Origin of the sequence: Bradyrhizobium canariense (assembly GCF_019402665.1) — a bacterium.
GTDB classification, from domain to species: domain Bacteria; phylum Pseudomonadota; class Alphaproteobacteria; order Rhizobiales; family Xanthobacteraceae; genus Bradyrhizobium; species Bradyrhizobium canariense.
The window spans coordinates 1-16,945 of the sequence record NZ_VSST01000079.1; the positions used below are offsets into that span (position 1 = coordinate 1).

The following is a 16,945-nucleotide window of genomic DNA, read 5'->3' on the forward strand; positions in this document are numbered from 1 at the left end:
CTTTTTTGGGGGAAGATCAATTCTGGATTGCTTCGTCGCAAGCGCTCCTCGCAATGACGGGGGCGAGAGTCGGAAATCGGGTGGTAGAGGACGGGGCGGTCCTGCGAAGATCAGAGCCATGACAGCTACAGCACGCAAATCGCGTCAATCTGCGGCAGCCGACCCCGCCGCCCATGTCGATACCCTCGACTGGCCCCAGATCACCGCCGAACTCGACACGCACGGCTGCGCTGTCCTGAAGGGCCTGCTCACGCCGGACCAATGCCGCGCCGTCGCCGCGCTCTATCCCGACGACGCCAACTTCCGCAGCCGCATCGTCATGGGCCGCCACGGCTTTGGCCGCGGCGAGTACAAATATTTCTCCTACCCGCTGCCCGACCTGATCGCGCAATTGCGCCCGGCCCTCTATGCGCATCTCCAGGGCGTCGCCAACCGCTGGAACGAGGCGATGGGGATCGACATCCGCTATCCCGCCGAACACGCGGCGTTCCTGAAGCGCTGCCACCAGGCAGGGCAGGCGCGGCCCACGCCGCTGCTGTTGCAATATGAAGCCGGCGATTTCAACTGCCTGCATCAGGATCTCTATGGCGAGCACGTGTTCCCGCTGCAGGTCGCGATCCTCTTGTCCGAGCCCGGCCGCGATTTTGCCGGCGGCGAGTTCGTGCTGACCGAGCAGCGCCCGCGTATGCAGTCCCGCGCCGAGGTGGTTCCGCTCGCGCAGGGCGACGCCGTGGCCTTCGCTGTGCATCATCGCCCGGTGCAGGGGACACGCGGCACCTACCGCGTTAATCTCCGCCATGGCGTCAGCCGGATTCGCTCTGGCCAGCGCCACACGCTGGGTGTGATCTTTCACGATGCCAAATAAGCGCTGCCGCTGATGGCGGATTTGTTCGATAGCGTCGCCGAAGCCCAGCCGTCGCGCGAGGAGATCGCAGACGGCGCCGTGCTGTTGCGCGGCTTCGTCAAGCCGATCGAAAGCGAACTGATCGAAGCGGTGCGCGCCATCGTGGCGCAGTCGCCGTTCCGGCGCATGACCACGCCCGGCGGTCATTTGATGTCGGTCGCCATGACCAATTGCGGCGAGCGCGGCTGGATCACCGATCATACCGGTTACCGCTATGATCCGATCGACCCGCGGACCGGGGCGCCATGGCCGGCGATGCCACCCGTGCTCCGCGATCTCGCCTGCCGCGCAGCGGAGCAGGGCGGCTTCGAGGGCTTTGCGCCCGACGCGTGCCTCGTCAACCGCTACGAGCCCGGCACGCGGCTGTCATTGCATCAGGACAAGGACGAACTGGATTATTCGGCGCCGATCGTCTCGGTCTCGCTCGGCCTGCCTGCGACCTTCCTGTTCGGCGGCATGGAGCGGAGCGACAAGCCGCGCCGCTTCCGGCTCGTCCATGGCGATGTCGTGGTCTGGGGCGGACCGTCACGGCTTGCCTATCACGGCGTAGCGCCGCTCGCCGATGGCGAGCATGCGCTGCTCGGGCGGACGCGGGTCAATTTGACCTTTCGCAGGACGCGCTAGTCGATCTCCTCATCCTGAGGAGCGCGCCTGTTGGCGCGCGTCTCGAAGGATGAAGGCCGAGCTGCAGCAGCGGGGCCTTCATGGTTCGAGACGGCGCTCACGCGCCTCCTCACCATGAGGATCGTCATCACGGCTTCGGCGGGTGAATGAACGCCCACGGGCTGACTTCCGAATCCCGCGTTACTTCCACCGAGATCAGATACGGCCCGCCATGGGCCAGCGCCGTCTCCATCGCCGCCTTGAACTGGTCCGGCGCGGTGACGCGTGCAGCCGCGACGCCAAAGGACTCCGCGAGCTTGACGAAATCCGGGTTGACCAGATCGGACGCCACCACGCGGCCGTCAAAACGTTCGCGCTGGTCGCGGCGGACATTGCCGTAGGCGTTGTTGTTGAACACCAGCGTCACCACGCCGATGTCGAACTGCACGGCGGTGGCAAGCTCCTGCACGCCGAACATGAAGCCGCCGTCGCCGGTGATCGCCACCACCGGCTTGTCGGGATTGGCGATCTTGGCGCCGAGCGCGGTCGGGAAGCCCGAGCCGAGCGTGCCCTGATAGCCTGACGTGATGAAGGTGCGCGGCTCGTAGATCGGAAAACCGTACCAGGAGGCGAAACCGAACTGCGACAATTCATCAGTCACGATCGCGTTCGCCGGCAGCACCTCGCGCAGGATGTTGAGATATGCCATCTGCGGCTGGATGCGCTGGATCTCGGCTTGCGCCGTCGCAGTGGCCTCGCGGATTTGTCCCCGCCGGCCGCTCGTCCTGGCATAGCCGGCCTTCTTCACGGCCGCGACGAGGTCGTCCGTGCCGGCTTTGGCGTCGGCGACGATAGCGACATCGGAGGCGAGCCGCCGCATCTCTGCCGGATCGATATCGACCCGAATGGATTTCAGCCCCTTCGGCTGATACGGCCAGCGGAAGCCCGATGCCGGCAGTTCGGCGCGCGTGCCGATGGCGATCATCAAATCTGTTGTCGGCCACAGCTTGTAGGCCGCCGCCATGGTCAGTCCGAGCTCATGCGCATTGGAGACGATGCCGCGGCCGCTGCGGAAGGCGACGACGGGCGCGTCGATCATCTCGGCGAGTTCGAGAATCTCCTCGCGCGCTTCGATCGCGCCGCTGCCGACGAAGATCATCGGCGCCTTGCTGTTCCTGATCAGCGCGGCCGCCTGCTTGATCATATCAGGATCGGGCCGCGGCGCGGGCAAGGGATCCAGCACCTGTGCGGCGGCCGTGTCCGCGCGCTGGGTGAAGACGTCCCAGGGCATCTCGACCGAGGCGGGGCCGCGCCGTCCGGACGTCATCTCCTGGAAGGCGCGCGCAACCGTGGTTGGCGCGTTGCCGGGATATTCGATGCGGTCCGCCCATTTCACATAGGTGCGCAAGGTCGCGAGCTGGTCCGGCATCTCGTGCAGATGGCCGCGGCCCTTGCCGAGAAATTGCGTCGGCACCTGGCCGGTGACGCATAGCACCGGCTCGTTGCAGCCGAAGGCGGTGAGCAGCGCGGCGCTGGCGTTGAGCACGCCGGGACCCGGCACCACGCTGAACACGCCGGGCCTGCCGCTGGAGCGGGCATAGCCGAATGCCATGTAGCCGCAGGCCTGCTCGTGCCGCGCGCCAATCACCTTGAGCTGCGCCTGGTGGAAGGCGTCGAACAGGCCGTAGACCTGCGCGCCGGGCAGTCCGAACACGGTGTCGACGCCGTGGGCGACAAGGCCGCTTACGATCGCTTCGCCGCCGGTGAGGGTGGTCATGGCACTATTCCATTTCAATCATTGTTCAGGCTTCGTCGACGACGCCGTTGCGTAATTTTCCAATGCCCTCGGCTTCGACCTCGACGACATCGCCGGGCTTTAGATAACGCGGCGGATCGAACCGTGCGCCGGCGCCGGTCGGCGTGCCCGTGACGATGATGTCGCCGGGAACGAGCGTTGCGAAGGTCGAGATATAGCTGATGAGATAGCGGAACGGAAACATCAGCCTGCTGGTGCGGTCGTCCTGCCGCAGCTCGCCGTTGACATGCGTGGTGAGGCGGATGTCGGCGATCTGCGATTCCTGCGTGTAGGGCACCAGCCACGGGCCGAGGCTGCCGCTGGAATCGAAGTTCTTGCCCTGCGTGACATTGAACTTGGCATGGCGCAGCCAGTCGCGCACCGAGCCTTCGTTGCAGAGCGTCAGTGCGGCGATGTAGTCGAGCGCAGAACTTTCAGCAATGTGCCGGCCCGCCTTGCCGATCACCAGCACGATCTCGCCCTCATAGTCGAGCTGCGCTGAGGCGCGCGGGCGCACCAGCGGCGTGTCATGGCCGACGAAGGAGCGCGGCGAGCGCATGAACATGCTCGGATATTTCGGCGCGTCCTGGCCGTCCTTGTACTCGGCATTGCGATCGGGATAGTTGACGCCGATGCAGATGATCTTTTCCGGCGCGGGCACCGGCGGCAGCCAGATGATGTCACCGAGCGCGTGATCGGGGGTGCGGCTGGCGGCCTCCTCGGCGAGGCTCGCGAGCTTTCCTGCGGCGATCACCTCGCGCAGCGTGGGATAGTCTTTGCCGTGGCGCGCCGAGAGATCGACGATGCCGCCGTCGACGACGGCGCCGTAGCGGATTGCACCCTTGACGGAATAGGTGGAGAGGTGAGGGAGGGTCATTGCTTAATCCGCCACCAGCACGTCGGCCACGAACTTCGGCTCACGCAGGGCTTGCCCGGAGAACGGCGAGCCCTGCTCGAACCAGGAGCGCGGGGCGGGCGCACCCCACAACGTCTGGCGGCGCGGATCGCGCAGCGACCAGCGCAGCGGCTCGTGGTCGTGATCGCCGGTGAAGTAATCGCTGGTGTAGAGCTCCAGACGGTGCCCATCGGGATCACGGACGTAGAGGAAGAACGCATTCGAGATGCCATGGCGGCCGGGACCACGCTCGATGTTCTTCACGAAGCCCTGCGAGGCCATGACGTCGCAGAGATGGATGATGTTCATCGCCGTCGGCGTCCAGTACGCGAAGTGGTGCAGCCGCGGGCCCTTGCCGTTGGTGATCGCAAAATCGTGGACATTGCCCTTGCGATGCATCCAGGCCGCGGCGATGCGCCCGTTCGGTCCGTCCTCCTCGGCGTATTCGGTGAGGCGAAAGCCGAGCCGGGCATAGAATTCAACGGTGTCCTGCACTTCGGCGGCGAAAACGTTGAAATGGTCGAGCCGCTGCGGATGGCAGCCCCTGTAGAGGTCGTAGCGGCGCAGCAGATGCGGCCGCCGCTCCATCGATGCATACAGCTCGATCTGGAAGCCGAAGGGATCGGTGAACTGCAGCGTCCGGCCCTGGAAGGGCTGATCGGCGAAGGCGTAGCCCAGGCCGTTCTCGGACAGGAACTTTGCGGCCTTGTCCAGATCCCCGTCATTGCCGACCTTGAAACCGAGCCGGTTGCAGGCAGGCGCCGCCGCCTTGCGCAACACCAGTGAGTGATGCTGATGTTCCTCAGCGGCGCGCAAATAGACGACCCTGTCGTCGGCGTCCTCGACATGCAGGCCGACAACGCTTTCATAGAACTCGCGGCTGAGCTTCAGATCGGTCACGTCCAGCACGGCGTGGCTGGAGCGGATGATGTTGAACGGCGGCTCGAAGATATGTTGCGGTACGGGCATTGCGTTTCCCCTCTCGGCCCTTGTCATTCCGGGGCGCGGAGCGCGAGCCCGGAATCCATTCTTCCACTAACTCTGCTGCGCGATGGATTCCGGGTTCGGCTCTTCGAGCCGCCCCGGAATGGCAGTTAAATTCCCAGCTTCTGAATCTTATGCGTGCCCCGCGCCAGCGAGACGTGCTTGGTTTCCATGTAGAAGTCGAACGAATAGTCGCCGCCGTCGCGGCCGATGCCTGAAGCCTTCATGCCGCCGAACGGCGTCGGCAAATGGCGGACGTTTTCCGAGTTCAGCCAGATCATGCCGGCCTCCAGCGCATCCGCGACACGCAACGCGCGGCCGACATCGTTGGTCCAGACATAGCCGGTCAGGCCGTAGCGAATGTCGTTGGCGATCTCGATCGCGTCTGCTTCGTCCTTGAAGGGCAGCACGGTGAGGAAGGGGCCGAACACCTCTTCCTGCGCCACGCGCATCTTGCCGTGTGCGCCGGTCACCAAAGTCGGCTCGACATAATGTCCGCCGCCCGGGCCGTCATAGGCCTTGCCGCCCACGGCAATCGTCGCGCCGTCCTGGCGTGCGACGTCGAAATAGGAGCAGACCTTCGCCAGATGCCGCTCATGAATCAGCGGGCCGATCTCGGTGGCGGGATCGAGGGGATGGCCGACCTTCAGGGCTCTTACCCGCGCGGTCAGCTTCTCGATGAACTTTTCGGCGATGCCGGCCTGGATCAGCAGGCGGCTCGACGACGTGCAGCGCTCGCCGTTGAGCGAGTAGATCATGAACACGACGGCATCGAGCGCGCGGTCGAGGTCGGCGTCGTCGAACACGATCACGGGGTTCTTGCCGCCGAGCTCGAAATGCACGCGCTTCAAGGTCGGCGCGCCCTGAATCATGATCGCGGATCCCGTCGAGCTTTCGCCGACGAAGCCGATCGCCTTGATGGCAGGATGCTCGGTCAGCGCCTTGCCGGCCTCTTCGCCAAAACCGTGGACGGTGTTGAGCACGCCGTCGGGCACGCCGGCTTCCTTGACGAGCTTCGCGAGAATAGCCGCCGTGATCGGCGACCACTCCGCCGGCTTGTGCACGACGGTGCATCCCGCCGCGAGGGCAGGCGCGATCTTCCAGGTCGAGAGCATGAACGGCGTATTCCACGGCGTGATGACGCCGACCGGCCCAATCGGCACGCGGGTCGAGACGTTCCAATGCTCGTCGCTCGGCGTGTTCTGGCCGTCGCGCGCCTCGCCGCATCGATCGGCAAAGAAGCGGAAGTTCTCGGCGGCGCGGATCGCAGCCTTGGCCATGAAGCGATAGGCCTGGCCGGTGTCGATGCATTCGAGCACCGCGATGTCCTCGGCATTGTCCTCGATGGCGTCGGCGACGCGATGCAGCAGCTTCTTCCGCATCGCTGGGCCCATGTCGCGCCAGGATTTGAAGGCGAGGGCGGCAGCGGTGGCGGCGCGATCGACGTCCTCGGCATTGCCGCGGGCGACGCTCGCGAGCGTGGCGCCGTCGACCGGCGATTTCGTCTCGAAGGTCTCGCCCGAGATCGACGGCACGATCTTGCCGTCGATCATGTGGCCGATACCGTCGGCACGCAGCGACTTCAGCAGCGGCGCGACCCGGTCGCGGTTGGCCTGGAATACATCGGCTTTCGGCGTGGTCTTATCCATGGGCGGCCTCCGCTTTCAGGGCGTCGTGGATGTTGTTGCGCTTCCAGCTCGTGTCCTTGTCGTTGATCTGCATGTCGAACGAGAGCGCGAATTTCGAGCTTGCGAAGACGGAATCGAGATGGCGGGAGAGCGCCTGGAAGATTTGTTCGCCGGCCTCCTTGCGGGTCTTGAGGTCACGGCCTTCGCCGATGCGCAGCACCATGTCGAGAAAGCCGTAGTCCTGCCGCGCGTCCGCAATCGCATAATGCTCGCATCTGACGGCGCGGACGCGGATGCCCCCGAGCGGGAAGATGCCGGTCTCGACCGCCGCCTTGCGCACCACCTCGCACGCCGCGCCGATGTCGAGGCGGTCGTCGAGATTGGCCGAATATTCGATCGTGAAATGCGGCATCGCGGTTTCACTCCCTGTCTTTACTTGTTCGTCAGGCGAAGTAGCAGCTCACCGAGCCGTAGGCGCCATAATCGGCCTGAATTGTGTCGCCCTTGCGGGTCTCGATCGGACGGATGAAGGAGCCCGCGAGCACGATTTGTCCGGGCTCGAGCGCAAGGCCGAGCGGTGCGATCTTGTTGGCGAGCCAGGCAACGGCCGTTGCGGGATGATTGAGCACGCCGGCGGCAAGGCCAGTCTCTTCGAGCTGACCATTCTTGAAACAGAGCGCGCCGATCCAGCGCAGATCAGCATCCAGCGGGCGGATCGGCCGTCCGCCGAGCACGATGCCGGCGTTCGCCGCGTTGTCGGCGATGGTGTCGAAGATCTTTCGCGTCGCCTTGGTCTGAGGATCGACGCGCTCGATCCGCGTGTCCAGAATCTCCAGCGCCGGCACCACGAAGTCGGTGGCGTTGAGCACGTCAAATAGCGTGCAGTCGGGGCCCGCGAGGCGCTTGCTCATGACGAAGGCGAGCTCGGCTTCCACGCGCGTCGCGATGAAGCGCTCCGTCGGGACGAGGCCACCATCGGCAAAGAACATGTCGTCGAGCAACACGCCGGAATCCGGCTCGTTGATCCCAAGCGCGCTCTGCATCGCCTTCGAGGTCAGGCCGATCTTGTGTCCCCTGACGATGCGCCTCTCGGCGATCTTGATATCGACCCAAGCCTTCTGAATCGCGTAGGCGTCAGCGATGCTGATGTCGGGGAAGTCCTGCGAGAGCTGCCGGATCTGCGTACGGGTCTTCTCCGCCTGGTGCAGACGGTTCGCGCAAGCTCGGATATCGTCGTTTGAAAGCGCCATGTGTAATCTTACAGATCGTAGTGCCGGAAGATACTTAACATGTTAAGTGAATGCGTCAAACACAATTTGGCTTGCTGCACTGCAAACGTTTCGCGGCTTGAAAGGGCGTCATGACGAAGAGACCGGCTGATCCCGCGAACGGAAGCGAGCCCGCCGTGCGGCAGGTGCCGATGCGCGACTTCTCGCGCTCGCTGCCGATGTCGTTGCTGCGGGCACGCGAAGCGGTGATGCGGCAATTCCGTCCCTCGTTGCGTGAGCATGGCCTGACCGAGCAGCAATGGCGCATTCTGCGCGCGCTCGCGGCACTCGACACGGTCGAGGTCACGGAACTCGCGCGCACGGCGTTCCTGCTCGGACCGAGCCTGTCGCGCATCCTGCGCGATCTGGAGGCGCGCAGCCTGATCGAGCGCAAGACTCCGAAGGCGGACCAGCGCCGCAGCATGGTTTCGATCTCGGAAAAAGGCGTGAAGCTGATGGCCTCGGTGGCGCCGTCCTCCGAAGCGATCTATGCGGAGATCACGCGACGCTTCGGCGCAAGCAAGCTCGTCGAGTTGCAGGAGATGCTCGGCGAACTCGAACTGAGTCTCGCAGGGCTCGGCGCAAGCGAAGAGGCAAGTGCCGAGGAGTGAAAGCAGATATGCGCAAGCGCGCGGCAACAATCATGGACATCGCCGCATTTTTTCGCTCAAGTGCCGCTCAAGCCGATCGCTGCAAAATCGGCGCGCCGGAACGGATTGCGCCGCCTTTGCCAGTGACACCTTGCGTCATCGCGAGCGTAGCGCGGCGGTCGGGATCGCGCTATTAACGGCATCGTGCTGTCGCGGCGCTCGTCATGGTGACGAAAGTCCAAAACAAAGAAGGAAGGCAACGTGGCGAACAAGGTCAAGGAAATCTGGAAGTCGGGCAAGGCCGTGGTCAACGCGTGGCTCGCGATTCCGTCCGGCTTCTCGGCCGAGATGATCGCGCAATGCGGCTTCGACAGCGTCACCGTCGACATGCAGCACGGCGTGCAGGATTATCTGTCGATGGTGCAGTGCTTCCAGGCGATGGACAAGCATCCGATCACGCCGATGGTCCGAGTGCCCTGGAACGAGCCCGGCATCATCGGCAAGGTGCTCGATGGCGGCGCCTACGGCGTGATCTGCCCGATGGTCAACACGCCGCAGGAAGCCAGGAACCTCGTCTCCTATTCCAAGTACCCGCCGAAGGGCGTGCGCTCCAACGGTCCGATCCGCGCCGGCATGTACGGCACCGCGGGCTCCTACCAGAAGACGGCGAACGACGACATCGTGCTGCTGCCGATGATGGAGACCAGGACCGCGGTCGAGAACATGGAAGCGATCTTCGACGTCGAAGGCATCGACGGCGTCTATATCGGCCCGTCCGACCTCGGCTTCTCCTACGGCCTCGAACCGAAGCTCGATCGCACCGAGCCCGAAATCCTCGCGATCTACGAGAAGATCGTCAAGGAGTGCGGCAAGCGCGGCCTCAACCCCGGCATCCATTGCAGCGGCGCCGAAGGTGCCGCGCGCGCCATCAACATGGGCTTCAAGCTGGTGACGCTGTCGAACGAGGTCGGTCTGATGACGACCTACGCCAAGATGCAGGTCAACGCCACCCGGAAGGATTCCGGCGGCAAGGCCTGATCTCTCTCTGTGTCCCGGACGCGGTGCGGCGCGTAGCGCCGCTCCGCAGAGCCGGGACCCAGGAGCCAGTGAAGCACATTACGTAAACAACTGGGGCCCCGGCTCAGCAGCGCACCGTTTCACGCTGCGCTGCGTCCGGGGCATGATAGTTTCGATACAGGAGACATCCCATGACCATCAGCCCCGTCATTCGCCTGCATCCCGATGATGGCGTGCTGATCGCGCGCGCAAGCCTGCCGCTGGGAACATCGGTGGCCGACGGCGTGACCACGGTCGAGCGCATTCCTTCCGGCCACAAGGTCGCGATCAAGCCGATCGCAGTCGGCGAGCCGGTGATACGGTATGGCCAGATCATCGGGTTTGCGACGGTGCCGATCGCGCCGGGCCAGCACGTGCACGTGCAGAATTGCGGCATGGGCGATTTTGCCAAGGACTATGCCTATTGCGCCGACGTCAAGCCGACGCCGAATTTCGATCTGCCGGCGAGCTTCGAAGGCATCCGCCGTCCGGACGGCCGCGTCGCCACGCGCAACTATATCGGCATCCTCACATCGGTGAATTGCAGCGCGCATGTCGCAAGCCTCGTCGCCGACGTGTTCAAGAAAAATCCGTTCACCGGCGACAATCCGCTGGCCGACTTCCCGAATGTCGACGGCGTGGTCGCGCTGACCCACAAGACCGGCTGCGGCATGACGCAGAACGAGCCGCTAGCGCTGCTCCGCCGTACGCTCGGCGGCTATGCGCGGCACGTGAACTTCTCCCACGTCATCGTGCTCGGCCTCGGCTGCGAGGTGAACCAGATCGGCGGCCTGATGGAAGAGCAGAAGCTCGCCGGCCGTCTGCGCGCGATGGACATCCAGGAGGTCGGCGGCACCCGCAAGACGGTGGAGGCGGGCATCGCGTTCGTGCGCGAGGCGCTCGCGGAGTCCAACAAGGTCAAGCGCGAATCCGTACCGGTGAGCGAATTGACCGTGGCGCTGCAATGCGGCGGATCGGATGGCTATTCCGGTGTCTCCGCCAATCCGGCGCTGGGCGCGGCCAGCGATCTCATCGTGCGTCACGGCGGCACCGTGATCCTGTCGGAGACGCCGGAGACCTATGGTGCCGAGCATCTGCTGACGCGCCGCGCCGTCAGCCGCGAGGTCGGCGAGAAGCTGGTCGATCTCATGCGCTGGTGGGACGAATACACGACGCGCGAAGGCGCCGAGATGAACGCCAATCCAAGCCCGGGCAACAAGGCCGGCGGTCTCACCACCATTTTGGAGAAGTCGCTCGGCGCGATGGCGAAGGCCGGCACCACCAATCTCGTCGAAGTGCTGCGCTACGCCGAACCCATCACCAAGAAGGGGTTCGTGTTCATGGACACGCCCGGCTACGATCCCGTTGCCGCGACCGGGCAGGTCGCCGGCGGCGCCAATCTGGTCTGCTTCACCACGGGCCGCGGCAGCGTGTTCGGCTGCAAGCCGGCGCCCTCGATCAAGCTCGCTACCAACACGCCCATGTACAAGCGCATGGAAGAGGACATGGACGTCAATTGCGGCACCATCCTCGAAGGCGAGGAGAGCGTCCAGCAGTGCGGCCAGCGCATTTTCGATCTCATCCTCAAGACCGCGTCCGGACAGCCGACCAAGAGCGAGAGTTTTGATTTCGGCGGCGCCGAGTTCGCGCCATGGGTGCTGGGCGCGACGATGTAACCTCGTTGTTGCGCGCCGGCGGTAGCCCGACACTACAAGCGATGCTCCTAAGTAATGATACGGAGCCGTCAAGTGATCACGGGGGGTCCCGCGGTCACACCTGATTAACATCTTCTGCCGTAATCCCTGGGAGGATGCGAGCTCCACTCGTTTGGAGCGTTCGCCCTTCGTGAGGATTCGTCAACGATGACGCGTGCGATACGGCCGACCGGCGTGGAAAATCTCCTCGGTGAGGAGGAGCTGATCGTGTCGAAGACCGATCTCAAGGGCCGCATCACCTACGCCAACGATGTCTTCATCCGGATGGCGAAGTATTCCTGGAAGGAGCTGATGGGCGCCCCCCACAGCCTGATCCGCCACCCTGAGATGCCACGCTCCGTCTTCAAGCTGCTGTGGGAAACGCTTCAGTCCAGGCAGGAGATCTTCGCCTACGTCGTCAACCTCGCCAAGGACGGCAGCCATTACTGGGTGTTCGCCCACGTCACGCCGACATTCGACGAGCGTGGCAATATCGTCGGCTATCACTCCAACCGTCGCAGGCCCGATCCTGCGCAGATCGAGCGTATCAAGCCGATCTACAAGACGCTGTGCGCGGAAGAGGCGCGGCATGCCAATGCCAAGGACGGCATGCATGCGAGCTTCGAGGCGATGGTCGGGCTGCTCAAGCAACAGGGTGTCGGTTACGATGAATTTGTGCTCTCTCTCTAAGGCGCAGGGAGCGACCGCCCTCGCATCCGTTCTTGCCGTCGTCGCGTTCGTGCTCTCGCTCGCCGGTACGACCGGAGTTTCCGGCGCGGCGTTGCTTGGCGTTACGGTCGTGCTGCTCGTCTATGCCGTCTGGTGCCAGCACCGCACGGCGGTGGCCGTCGACGAGGTGGCAGACGTGTGCCGCAAGGCCGCAGGTGGCGACCTCGAGGCGCGCATCCTCAGCATCCGCCAGGCCGGACGGATCGGCGCCATTCAGAAGTCGGTCAACGACATGCTCGACATCACCGATGCCTATTTGCGGGAAGCTTCGGCGTCGATGGACTATGCAAGCCGCGGTAAATATTTCCGCAAGATCCTCGCGCGCGGATTACCCGGCTCGTTTCGCCGTTCAGCCACCGTCATCAATTCCGGCACCGACAGCCTCGGCCGTCGCGTGGTCGAGATCGCGGACCTCGCAAAGCAGTTCGGCACCCATCTCGACCAGGTCGCCGGCACTCTGATGGGCGCGGCAACCGATCTCGAATCCGACGCCGGCCAGATGGCGGCGGCGGCCGAGAAGACCAGCCGACAGACGTCCGGCGTGCTCAGTGCGTCCGACCAGGCCTCGCGCAACGTCGCCACCGTCGCCAGCGCCGCAGAGCAGCTCGCATCATCGATCGCCGAGATCAGCCGGCAGGTGGCCGGTTCGACCACGAGCACGGGGCGGGCGGTGAACGAAGCCAATCGTGCCGGCAGCGAGATTCGCATGCTTGCGGATGCAGCGATGCGGATTGGCGACGTGGTCAAGCTGATCAGCGAGATCGCCGAGCAGACCAATCTCTTGGCGCTCAACGCCACCATCGAGGCCGCGCGGGCAGGCGAGGCCGGCCGCGGCTTCGCCGTGGTCGCATCCGAGGTCAAGAGCCTCGCCAACCAGACCGCGAAGGCGACCGAGGAGATCAGCGCCAAGGTCGGCGAGATGCAGCAATCGACCACCAATTCGGTCGCCGCCGTCGAGGCGATCGCGCAGACCATCACCGAGATCAACGGCATCACCGCCTCGATCGCGACCTCGATCGAGCAGCAGGGTCTCGCCACCCGTGAGATCGCCCGCAACGTCCAGGAAGCCTCGGCCGGTACCTCGCAAATGTCCTCCAACGTCACCGGCATCAGCGAAGCCGCCGCCGACACGGGCCGTGTGGCGAGCCGCGTCAACAGCGCCTCCGAACGCGTCCATGGCGAGGTCGAGACGCTCCGGCGCGAGGTGACGCAATTCCTGCAACGGCTGACGTCAGCGGCGTAGGGCCTTCGATGCAGATGCACTCTGCTAACCCTCTCCCTTGTGGGAGAGGGTGGCTCGCCGCTCAGCAGCGAGACGGGCGAGGGGTCTCTCTCCGCGCGCACCTCTCACGCCGGAATTCGCGGAGACGTACCCCTCATCCGGCGCTTCGCGCCACCTTCTCCCACAAGGGGAGAAGGAAGAAAGCGACCGCCCGCACCTTGCGTAGGCACCCTTTGCCCGTTGTTAGTGCTTGATCGAGGTCACCAGCGGTGTTCTGCTCAAAAAAGCTGCTGGAGTACCGCACCCCGTGTCGATCTACGTCGCATTACACCACGTCACGCACTACAAATACGACCGCCCGATCGATCTCGGCCCGCAGATCATCCGTCTGCGGCCGGCGCCGCATACGCGCACGCCGATCCTGAGTTATTCGCTCAAGGTCACGCCGGCCAATCATTTCGTGAACTGGCAGCAGGATCCGCTGGGCAATTGGATCGCGCGTTATGTCTTCCCGGAGAAGACGACCGAGCTCAAGATCGAGGTCGATTTCACGGCGCAGATGACCACGGTCAACCCGTTCGACTTCTTCGTCGAGCCCTATGCCGACAGCTTTCCGTTCGAATATACGCAAGATCTCAAGACCGAACTCGCGCCTTATCTCGAGACCGTCAAGCCCGATCGGCTGTTCGCGAAATATCTCGACACGATCCCGCCCGAAGCCCCGAACACCGTCAACTTCCTGGTCGACCTGAACAGGGAGCTGCAGAAAAAGATCGGCTACGTCATCCGGATGGAGGCGGGCGTGCAGACGCCGGAGGAGACGCTCTCCTCCGCGGCCGGCTCATGCCGTGACTCCGCCTGGCTTCTGATCCAGACCTTCCGTCATCTCGGTCTCGCCGCCCGTTTCGTCTCCGGCTATCTGATCCAGGTCCGTCCCGACATCGATCCGATCGAGGGGCCGCCGGAGGTCGAGAACGATTTCACCGATCTCCACGCCTGGGCCGAGGTCTACCTGCCGGGCGCCGGCTGGATCGGCTTCGACGCGACCTCGGGCATGCTCGCGGGCGAGGGCCACATCCCGGTCGCGGCGACGCCGCACTACCGCTCGGCCGCGCCGATCTCCGGCGGGGCCGGCTTTGCCGAGGTCGAATTCGCCTTCGACATGAGCGTCAAGCGCATTCGCGAGGCGCCGCGCATCACAAAACCGTTCTCGGACGAATCCTGGATACGGCTCAACGATCTCGGCGAGCAGGTCGACGGCGATCTTGCGGCGCAGGACGTGCGTCTGACCATGGGCGGCGAGCCGACCTTCGTCTCCGTCGATGATCTCGAAGGCGCCGAGTGGAACACGGATGCCGTCGGTCCGACCAAGCGCGGGCTCGCCGACGATCTGATCCGCCGCCTGCGCGCGCGTTTCGGACCCGGGGGCCTGCTGCACTTCGGGCAGGGCAAATGGTATCCCGGCGAAAGCCTGCCGCGTTGGGCGTTCGGCCTGTACTGGCGCAAGGACGGCGTGCCGATCTGGAAGAATGCCGACCTCATTGCCAGCATTGAAAATCCGCGGCCGGCACAGGCCAAGGACGTCCAGGCGTTCGTGGAAGGCGCGGCGTTACGGCTTGGCCTCGATCCCGGTTACATCATGCCGGCCTATGAGGACACCGCGTACTGGCTGCAGAAGGAATCCGAGCTTCCCGTCAACGTCGATCCCTCCGATTCCAAATTGTCCGATCCGGAGGCCCGCGCGCGGATGGCGCGGGTGTTCGAGCAGGGGCTCAACAATCCTCGCGGCTTCGTGCTGCCGGTGCAGCGCTGGAACGCGGCACCACGCTGGCGCAGCGAGCGCTGGCAGCTCCGGCGCAGTCATCTGTTCCTGATGCCGGGCGATTCGCCGCTCGGCCTGCGCCTGCCGCTGGACTCGCTCGGCTATGTCCCGCCCGATCAATATCCCTACATCGTCGAGCGGGACCCGATGGAGGCCCGCGGCAAGCTGCCGGTGTTCAGCCTTCCGGCGCGTCCCGACTCGCCGGAGCGGCTTGAGCCGGAAGAGCTCAACACCTCCGTCCCGGTCCGCACCGCGATGTCGGTCGAGGTTCGCGATGGCGTGCTCTGTGCCTTCATGCCGCCGGTCGAGCAGATCGAGGATTATCTCGAGATGATCGCGGCGCTCGAAGCCACGGCCGAGGAGATGCAGCTCCAGGTCCACGTCGAGGGTTATCCGCCGCCATTCGATCCGCGCGTCGACGTCATCAAGGTGACGCCCGATCCCGGCGTGATCGAGGTCAACGTCCAGCCGGCAAAAAACTGGCGCGAGGCGGTCGACATCACCGCCGGGCTCTATGAAGATGCCGGCAAGACGCGCCTCGGCGCCAATCGCTTCCTGGTCGACGGCCGCCACACCGGCACCGGCGGCGGCAATCACGTCGTGGTCGGCGGCTCGAGCCCGCAGGACTCGCCGTTCCTGCGCCGGCCTGATCTGTTGAAGAGCCTGGTGCTGCACTGGCAGCGTCATCCGTCGCTGTCCTATTTCTTCTCCGGCCTGTTCATCGGCCCGACCAGCCAGGCACCGCGCATCGACGAAGCCCGCCACGACAGCATTTACGAGCTCGAGGTGGCGCTCACGCACGTGCCGCCGCCGGGCACTCAGGCGCCGCTGTGGCTGGTGGATCGCTTGTTCCGGCATCTCCTTGTCGACATCACCGGCAACACCCATCGCGCCGAGATCTGCATCGACAAGCTCTATTCACCGGACGGCACGACCGGCCGCCTCGGCCTGGTCGAATTCCGCGCGCTCGAAATGCCGCCGGATCCGCGCATGTCGCTGGCGCAGCAGCTGCTGATCCGCGCGCTGATCGCAAAATTCTGGCGCGAGCCGCAACAAGGCAAGTTCGTGCGCTGGGGCACCGCGCTGCACGACCGCTTCATGCTGCCGCACTTCATCTGGGAAGATTTCCTCGAAGTGCTGACCGAGTTGAAGCAGTCCGGCTATCCGTTCGAGCCCGAATGGTATCTGGCCCAGCTCGAATTCCGCTTCCCCGCCTTCGGCCGCATCCATCATGGCGGCGTGACGCTGGAGCTGCGGCAGGCGCTGGAGCCCTGGCACGTGCTCGGCGAGGAGGGCTCGGCCGGCGGCACCGTGCGCTATGTCGACTCATCGGTCGAGCGGCTTCAGGTCAAGGCGGAAGGCTTCGTCGAGGGCCGCCATATCGTCACCTGCAACGGCCGTCGCCTGCCGATGACCGCCACCGGCCGCTCCGGCGAAGCCGTGGCCGGCGTCCGCTTCAAGGCCTGGCAGCCGGCCTCAGGCCTGCACCCGACCATTCCCGTTCACGCGCCACTGACGTTCGACCTCATTGACACCTGGAACGGCCGCTCGCTCGGCGGCTGCGTCTATCACGTCGCCCATCCCGGCGGCCGCAGCTACGACACCAAGCCGGTCAACACCTACGAGGCCGAGGCGCGGCGGCTGGCGCGCTTCCAGGACCACGGCCATACGCCGGGCCCGATGCAGCCGCCGCCCGAGGAACGCACAAATGAGTTTCCGCTGACCCTCGACTTGCGGTCCCCGCTCCTGCAATGA

At 64.8% G+C, this 16,945-nt stretch carries 14 protein-coding genes; 8 read left to right on the forward strand and 6 right to left on the reverse strand.

The window, feature by feature from the left end; genetic code table 11:
- The first annotated feature begins 118 nt into the window (after positions 1-118).
- Both FXB41_RS33500 and alkB read left to right on the forward strand, forming a co-directional pair.
- A complete protein-coding gene (locus FXB41_RS33500) occupies positions 119-865 on the forward strand; it encodes a 2OG-Fe(II) oxygenase (protein ID WP_007593670.1) in 747 nt (248 codons plus the stop codon).
- 9 nt (positions 866-874) lie between these two features.
- The gene (gene alkB / locus FXB41_RS33505; protein WP_219684818.1) at positions 875-1,528 is read left to right on the forward strand and encodes a DNA oxidative demethylase AlkB; all 654 of its coding nucleotides are present in this window, start codon (positions 875-877) and stop codon (positions 1,526-1,528) included.
- Between the two features lie 127 nt (positions 1,529-1,655).
- Here the strand turns inward: alkB and FXB41_RS33510 are convergent, their stop codons facing one another.
- The 6 genes from FXB41_RS33510 to hpaH form a co-directional block, all read right to left on the reverse strand.
- The gene (locus tag FXB41_RS33510; RefSeq protein WP_219684784.1) at positions 1,656-3,284 is read right to left on the reverse strand and encodes a thiamine pyrophosphate-dependent enzyme; all 1,629 of its coding nucleotides are present in this window, start codon (positions 3,282-3,284) and stop codon (positions 1,656-1,658) included.
- Positions 3,285-3,309: 25 nt separating this feature from the next.
- Entirely contained in the window at positions 3,310-4,179 is an 870-nt protein-coding gene (locus FXB41_RS33515) for a fumarylacetoacetate hydrolase family protein (protein WP_219684785.1), read from the reverse strand.
- A 3-nt stretch (positions 4,180-4,182) separates the two neighbouring features.
- Positions 4,183-5,166: a 3,4-dihydroxyphenylacetate 2,3-dioxygenase gene (gene hpaD, locus FXB41_RS33520; protein ID WP_219684786.1), complete on the reverse strand. Its 984-nt coding sequence runs from the start codon at positions 5,164-5,166 to the stop codon at positions 4,183-4,185.
- A gap of 125 nt (positions 5,167-5,291) precedes the next feature.
- The gene (hpaE, locus tag FXB41_RS33525; protein WP_219684787.1) at positions 5,292-6,830 is read right to left on the reverse strand and encodes a 5-carboxymethyl-2-hydroxymuconate semialdehyde dehydrogenase; all 1,539 of its coding nucleotides are present in this window, start codon (positions 6,828-6,830) and stop codon (positions 5,292-5,294) included.
- Complete coding sequence (locus tag FXB41_RS33530) at positions 6,823-7,221, reverse strand: 5-carboxymethyl-2-hydroxymuconate Delta-isomerase (protein ID WP_007593662.1); 399 nt, start codon at positions 7,219-7,221, stop codon at positions 6,823-6,825. The genes hpaE and FXB41_RS33530 overlap by 8 nt, the downstream gene beginning before the upstream one ends.
- A 31-nt stretch (positions 7,222-7,252) precedes the next feature.
- On the reverse strand, positions 7,253-8,059 hold the full coding sequence (gene hpaH / locus FXB41_RS33535; RefSeq protein ID WP_219684788.1) for a 2-oxo-hept-4-ene-1,7-dioate hydratase: 807 nt from the start codon (positions 8,057-8,059) through the stop codon (positions 7,253-7,255).
- 110 nt (positions 8,060-8,169) lie between these two features.
- Here hpaH and hpaR point away from each other — a divergent pair, with 110 nt between their 5' ends.
- From hpaR to FXB41_RS33565, 6 genes are all read left to right on the forward strand, one after another.
- Positions 8,170-8,688 (forward strand): homoprotocatechuate degradation operon regulator HpaR, encoded by a 519-nt coding sequence (gene hpaR / locus FXB41_RS33540; protein ID WP_219684789.1) that lies wholly within the window; start codon positions 8,170-8,172, stop codon positions 8,686-8,688.
- A 240-nt stretch (positions 8,689-8,928) separates the two neighbouring features.
- The gene (locus FXB41_RS33545) at positions 8,929-9,705 is read left to right on the forward strand and encodes an HpcH/HpaI aldolase family protein (protein WP_007593655.1); all 777 of its coding nucleotides are present in this window, start codon (positions 8,929-8,931) and stop codon (positions 9,703-9,705) included.
- A gap of 170 nt (positions 9,706-9,875) precedes the next feature.
- Positions 9,876-11,399 (forward strand): D-arabinonate dehydratase, encoded by a 1,524-nt coding sequence (locus FXB41_RS33550; RefSeq protein ID WP_219684790.1) that lies wholly within the window; start codon positions 9,876-9,878, stop codon positions 11,397-11,399.
- A 186-nt stretch (positions 11,400-11,585) separates the two neighbouring features.
- Positions 11,586-12,107: a PAS domain-containing protein gene (locus FXB41_RS33555; RefSeq protein ID WP_219684791.1), complete on the forward strand. Its 522-nt coding sequence runs from the start codon at positions 11,586-11,588 to the stop codon at positions 12,105-12,107.
- On the forward strand, positions 12,085-13,389 hold the full coding sequence (locus FXB41_RS33560) for a methyl-accepting chemotaxis protein (protein ID WP_219684792.1): 1,305 nt from the start codon (positions 12,085-12,087) through the stop codon (positions 13,387-13,389). Before FXB41_RS33555 ends, FXB41_RS33560 begins: the two co-directional genes overlap by 23 nt.
- 286 nt (positions 13,390-13,675) lie before the next feature.
- Complete coding sequence (locus FXB41_RS33565) at positions 13,676-16,945, forward strand: transglutaminase family protein (protein WP_219684793.1); 3,270 nt, start codon at positions 13,676-13,678, stop codon at positions 16,943-16,945.

Bases quoted from the DNA above. Each gene is read 5' to 3' on its own strand.
- FXB41_RS33500 (WP_007593670.1), top strand. From the start codon at position 119: ATGACAGCTACAGCACGCAAATCGCGTCAATCTGCGGCAGCCGACCCC.
- FXB41_RS33510 (WP_219684784.1), bottom strand. From the start codon at position 3,284: ATGACCACCCTCACCGGCGGCGAAGCGATCGTAAGCGGCCTTGTCGCC.
- FXB41_RS33515 (WP_219684785.1), bottom strand. From the start codon at position 4,179: ATGACCCTCCCTCACCTCTCCACCTATTCCGTCAAGGGTGCAATCCGC.
- hpaD (WP_219684786.1), bottom strand. From the start codon at position 5,166: ATGCCCGTACCGCAACATATCTTCGAGCCGCCGTTCAACATCATCCGC.
- hpaE (WP_219684787.1), bottom strand. From the start codon at position 6,830: ATGGATAAGACCACGCCGAAAGCCGATGTATTCCAGGCCAACCGCGAC.
- FXB41_RS33530 (WP_007593662.1), bottom strand. From the start codon at position 7,221: ATGCCGCATTTCACGATCGAATATTCGGCCAATCTCGACGACCGCCTC.
- hpaH (WP_219684788.1), bottom strand. From the start codon at position 8,059: ATGGCGCTTTCAAACGACGATATCCGAGCTTGCGCGAACCGTCTGCAC.
- hpaR (WP_219684789.1), top strand. From the start codon at position 8,170: ATGACGAAGAGACCGGCTGATCCCGCGAACGGAAGCGAGCCCGCCGTG.
- FXB41_RS33550 (WP_219684790.1), top strand. From the start codon at position 9,876: ATGACCATCAGCCCCGTCATTCGCCTGCATCCCGATGATGGCGTGCTG.
- FXB41_RS33555 (WP_219684791.1), top strand. From the start codon at position 11,586: ATGACGCGTGCGATACGGCCGACCGGCGTGGAAAATCTCCTCGGTGAG.
- FXB41_RS33560 (WP_219684792.1), top strand. From the start codon at position 12,085: ATGAATTTGTGCTCTCTCTCTAAGGCGCAGGGAGCGACCGCCCTCGCA.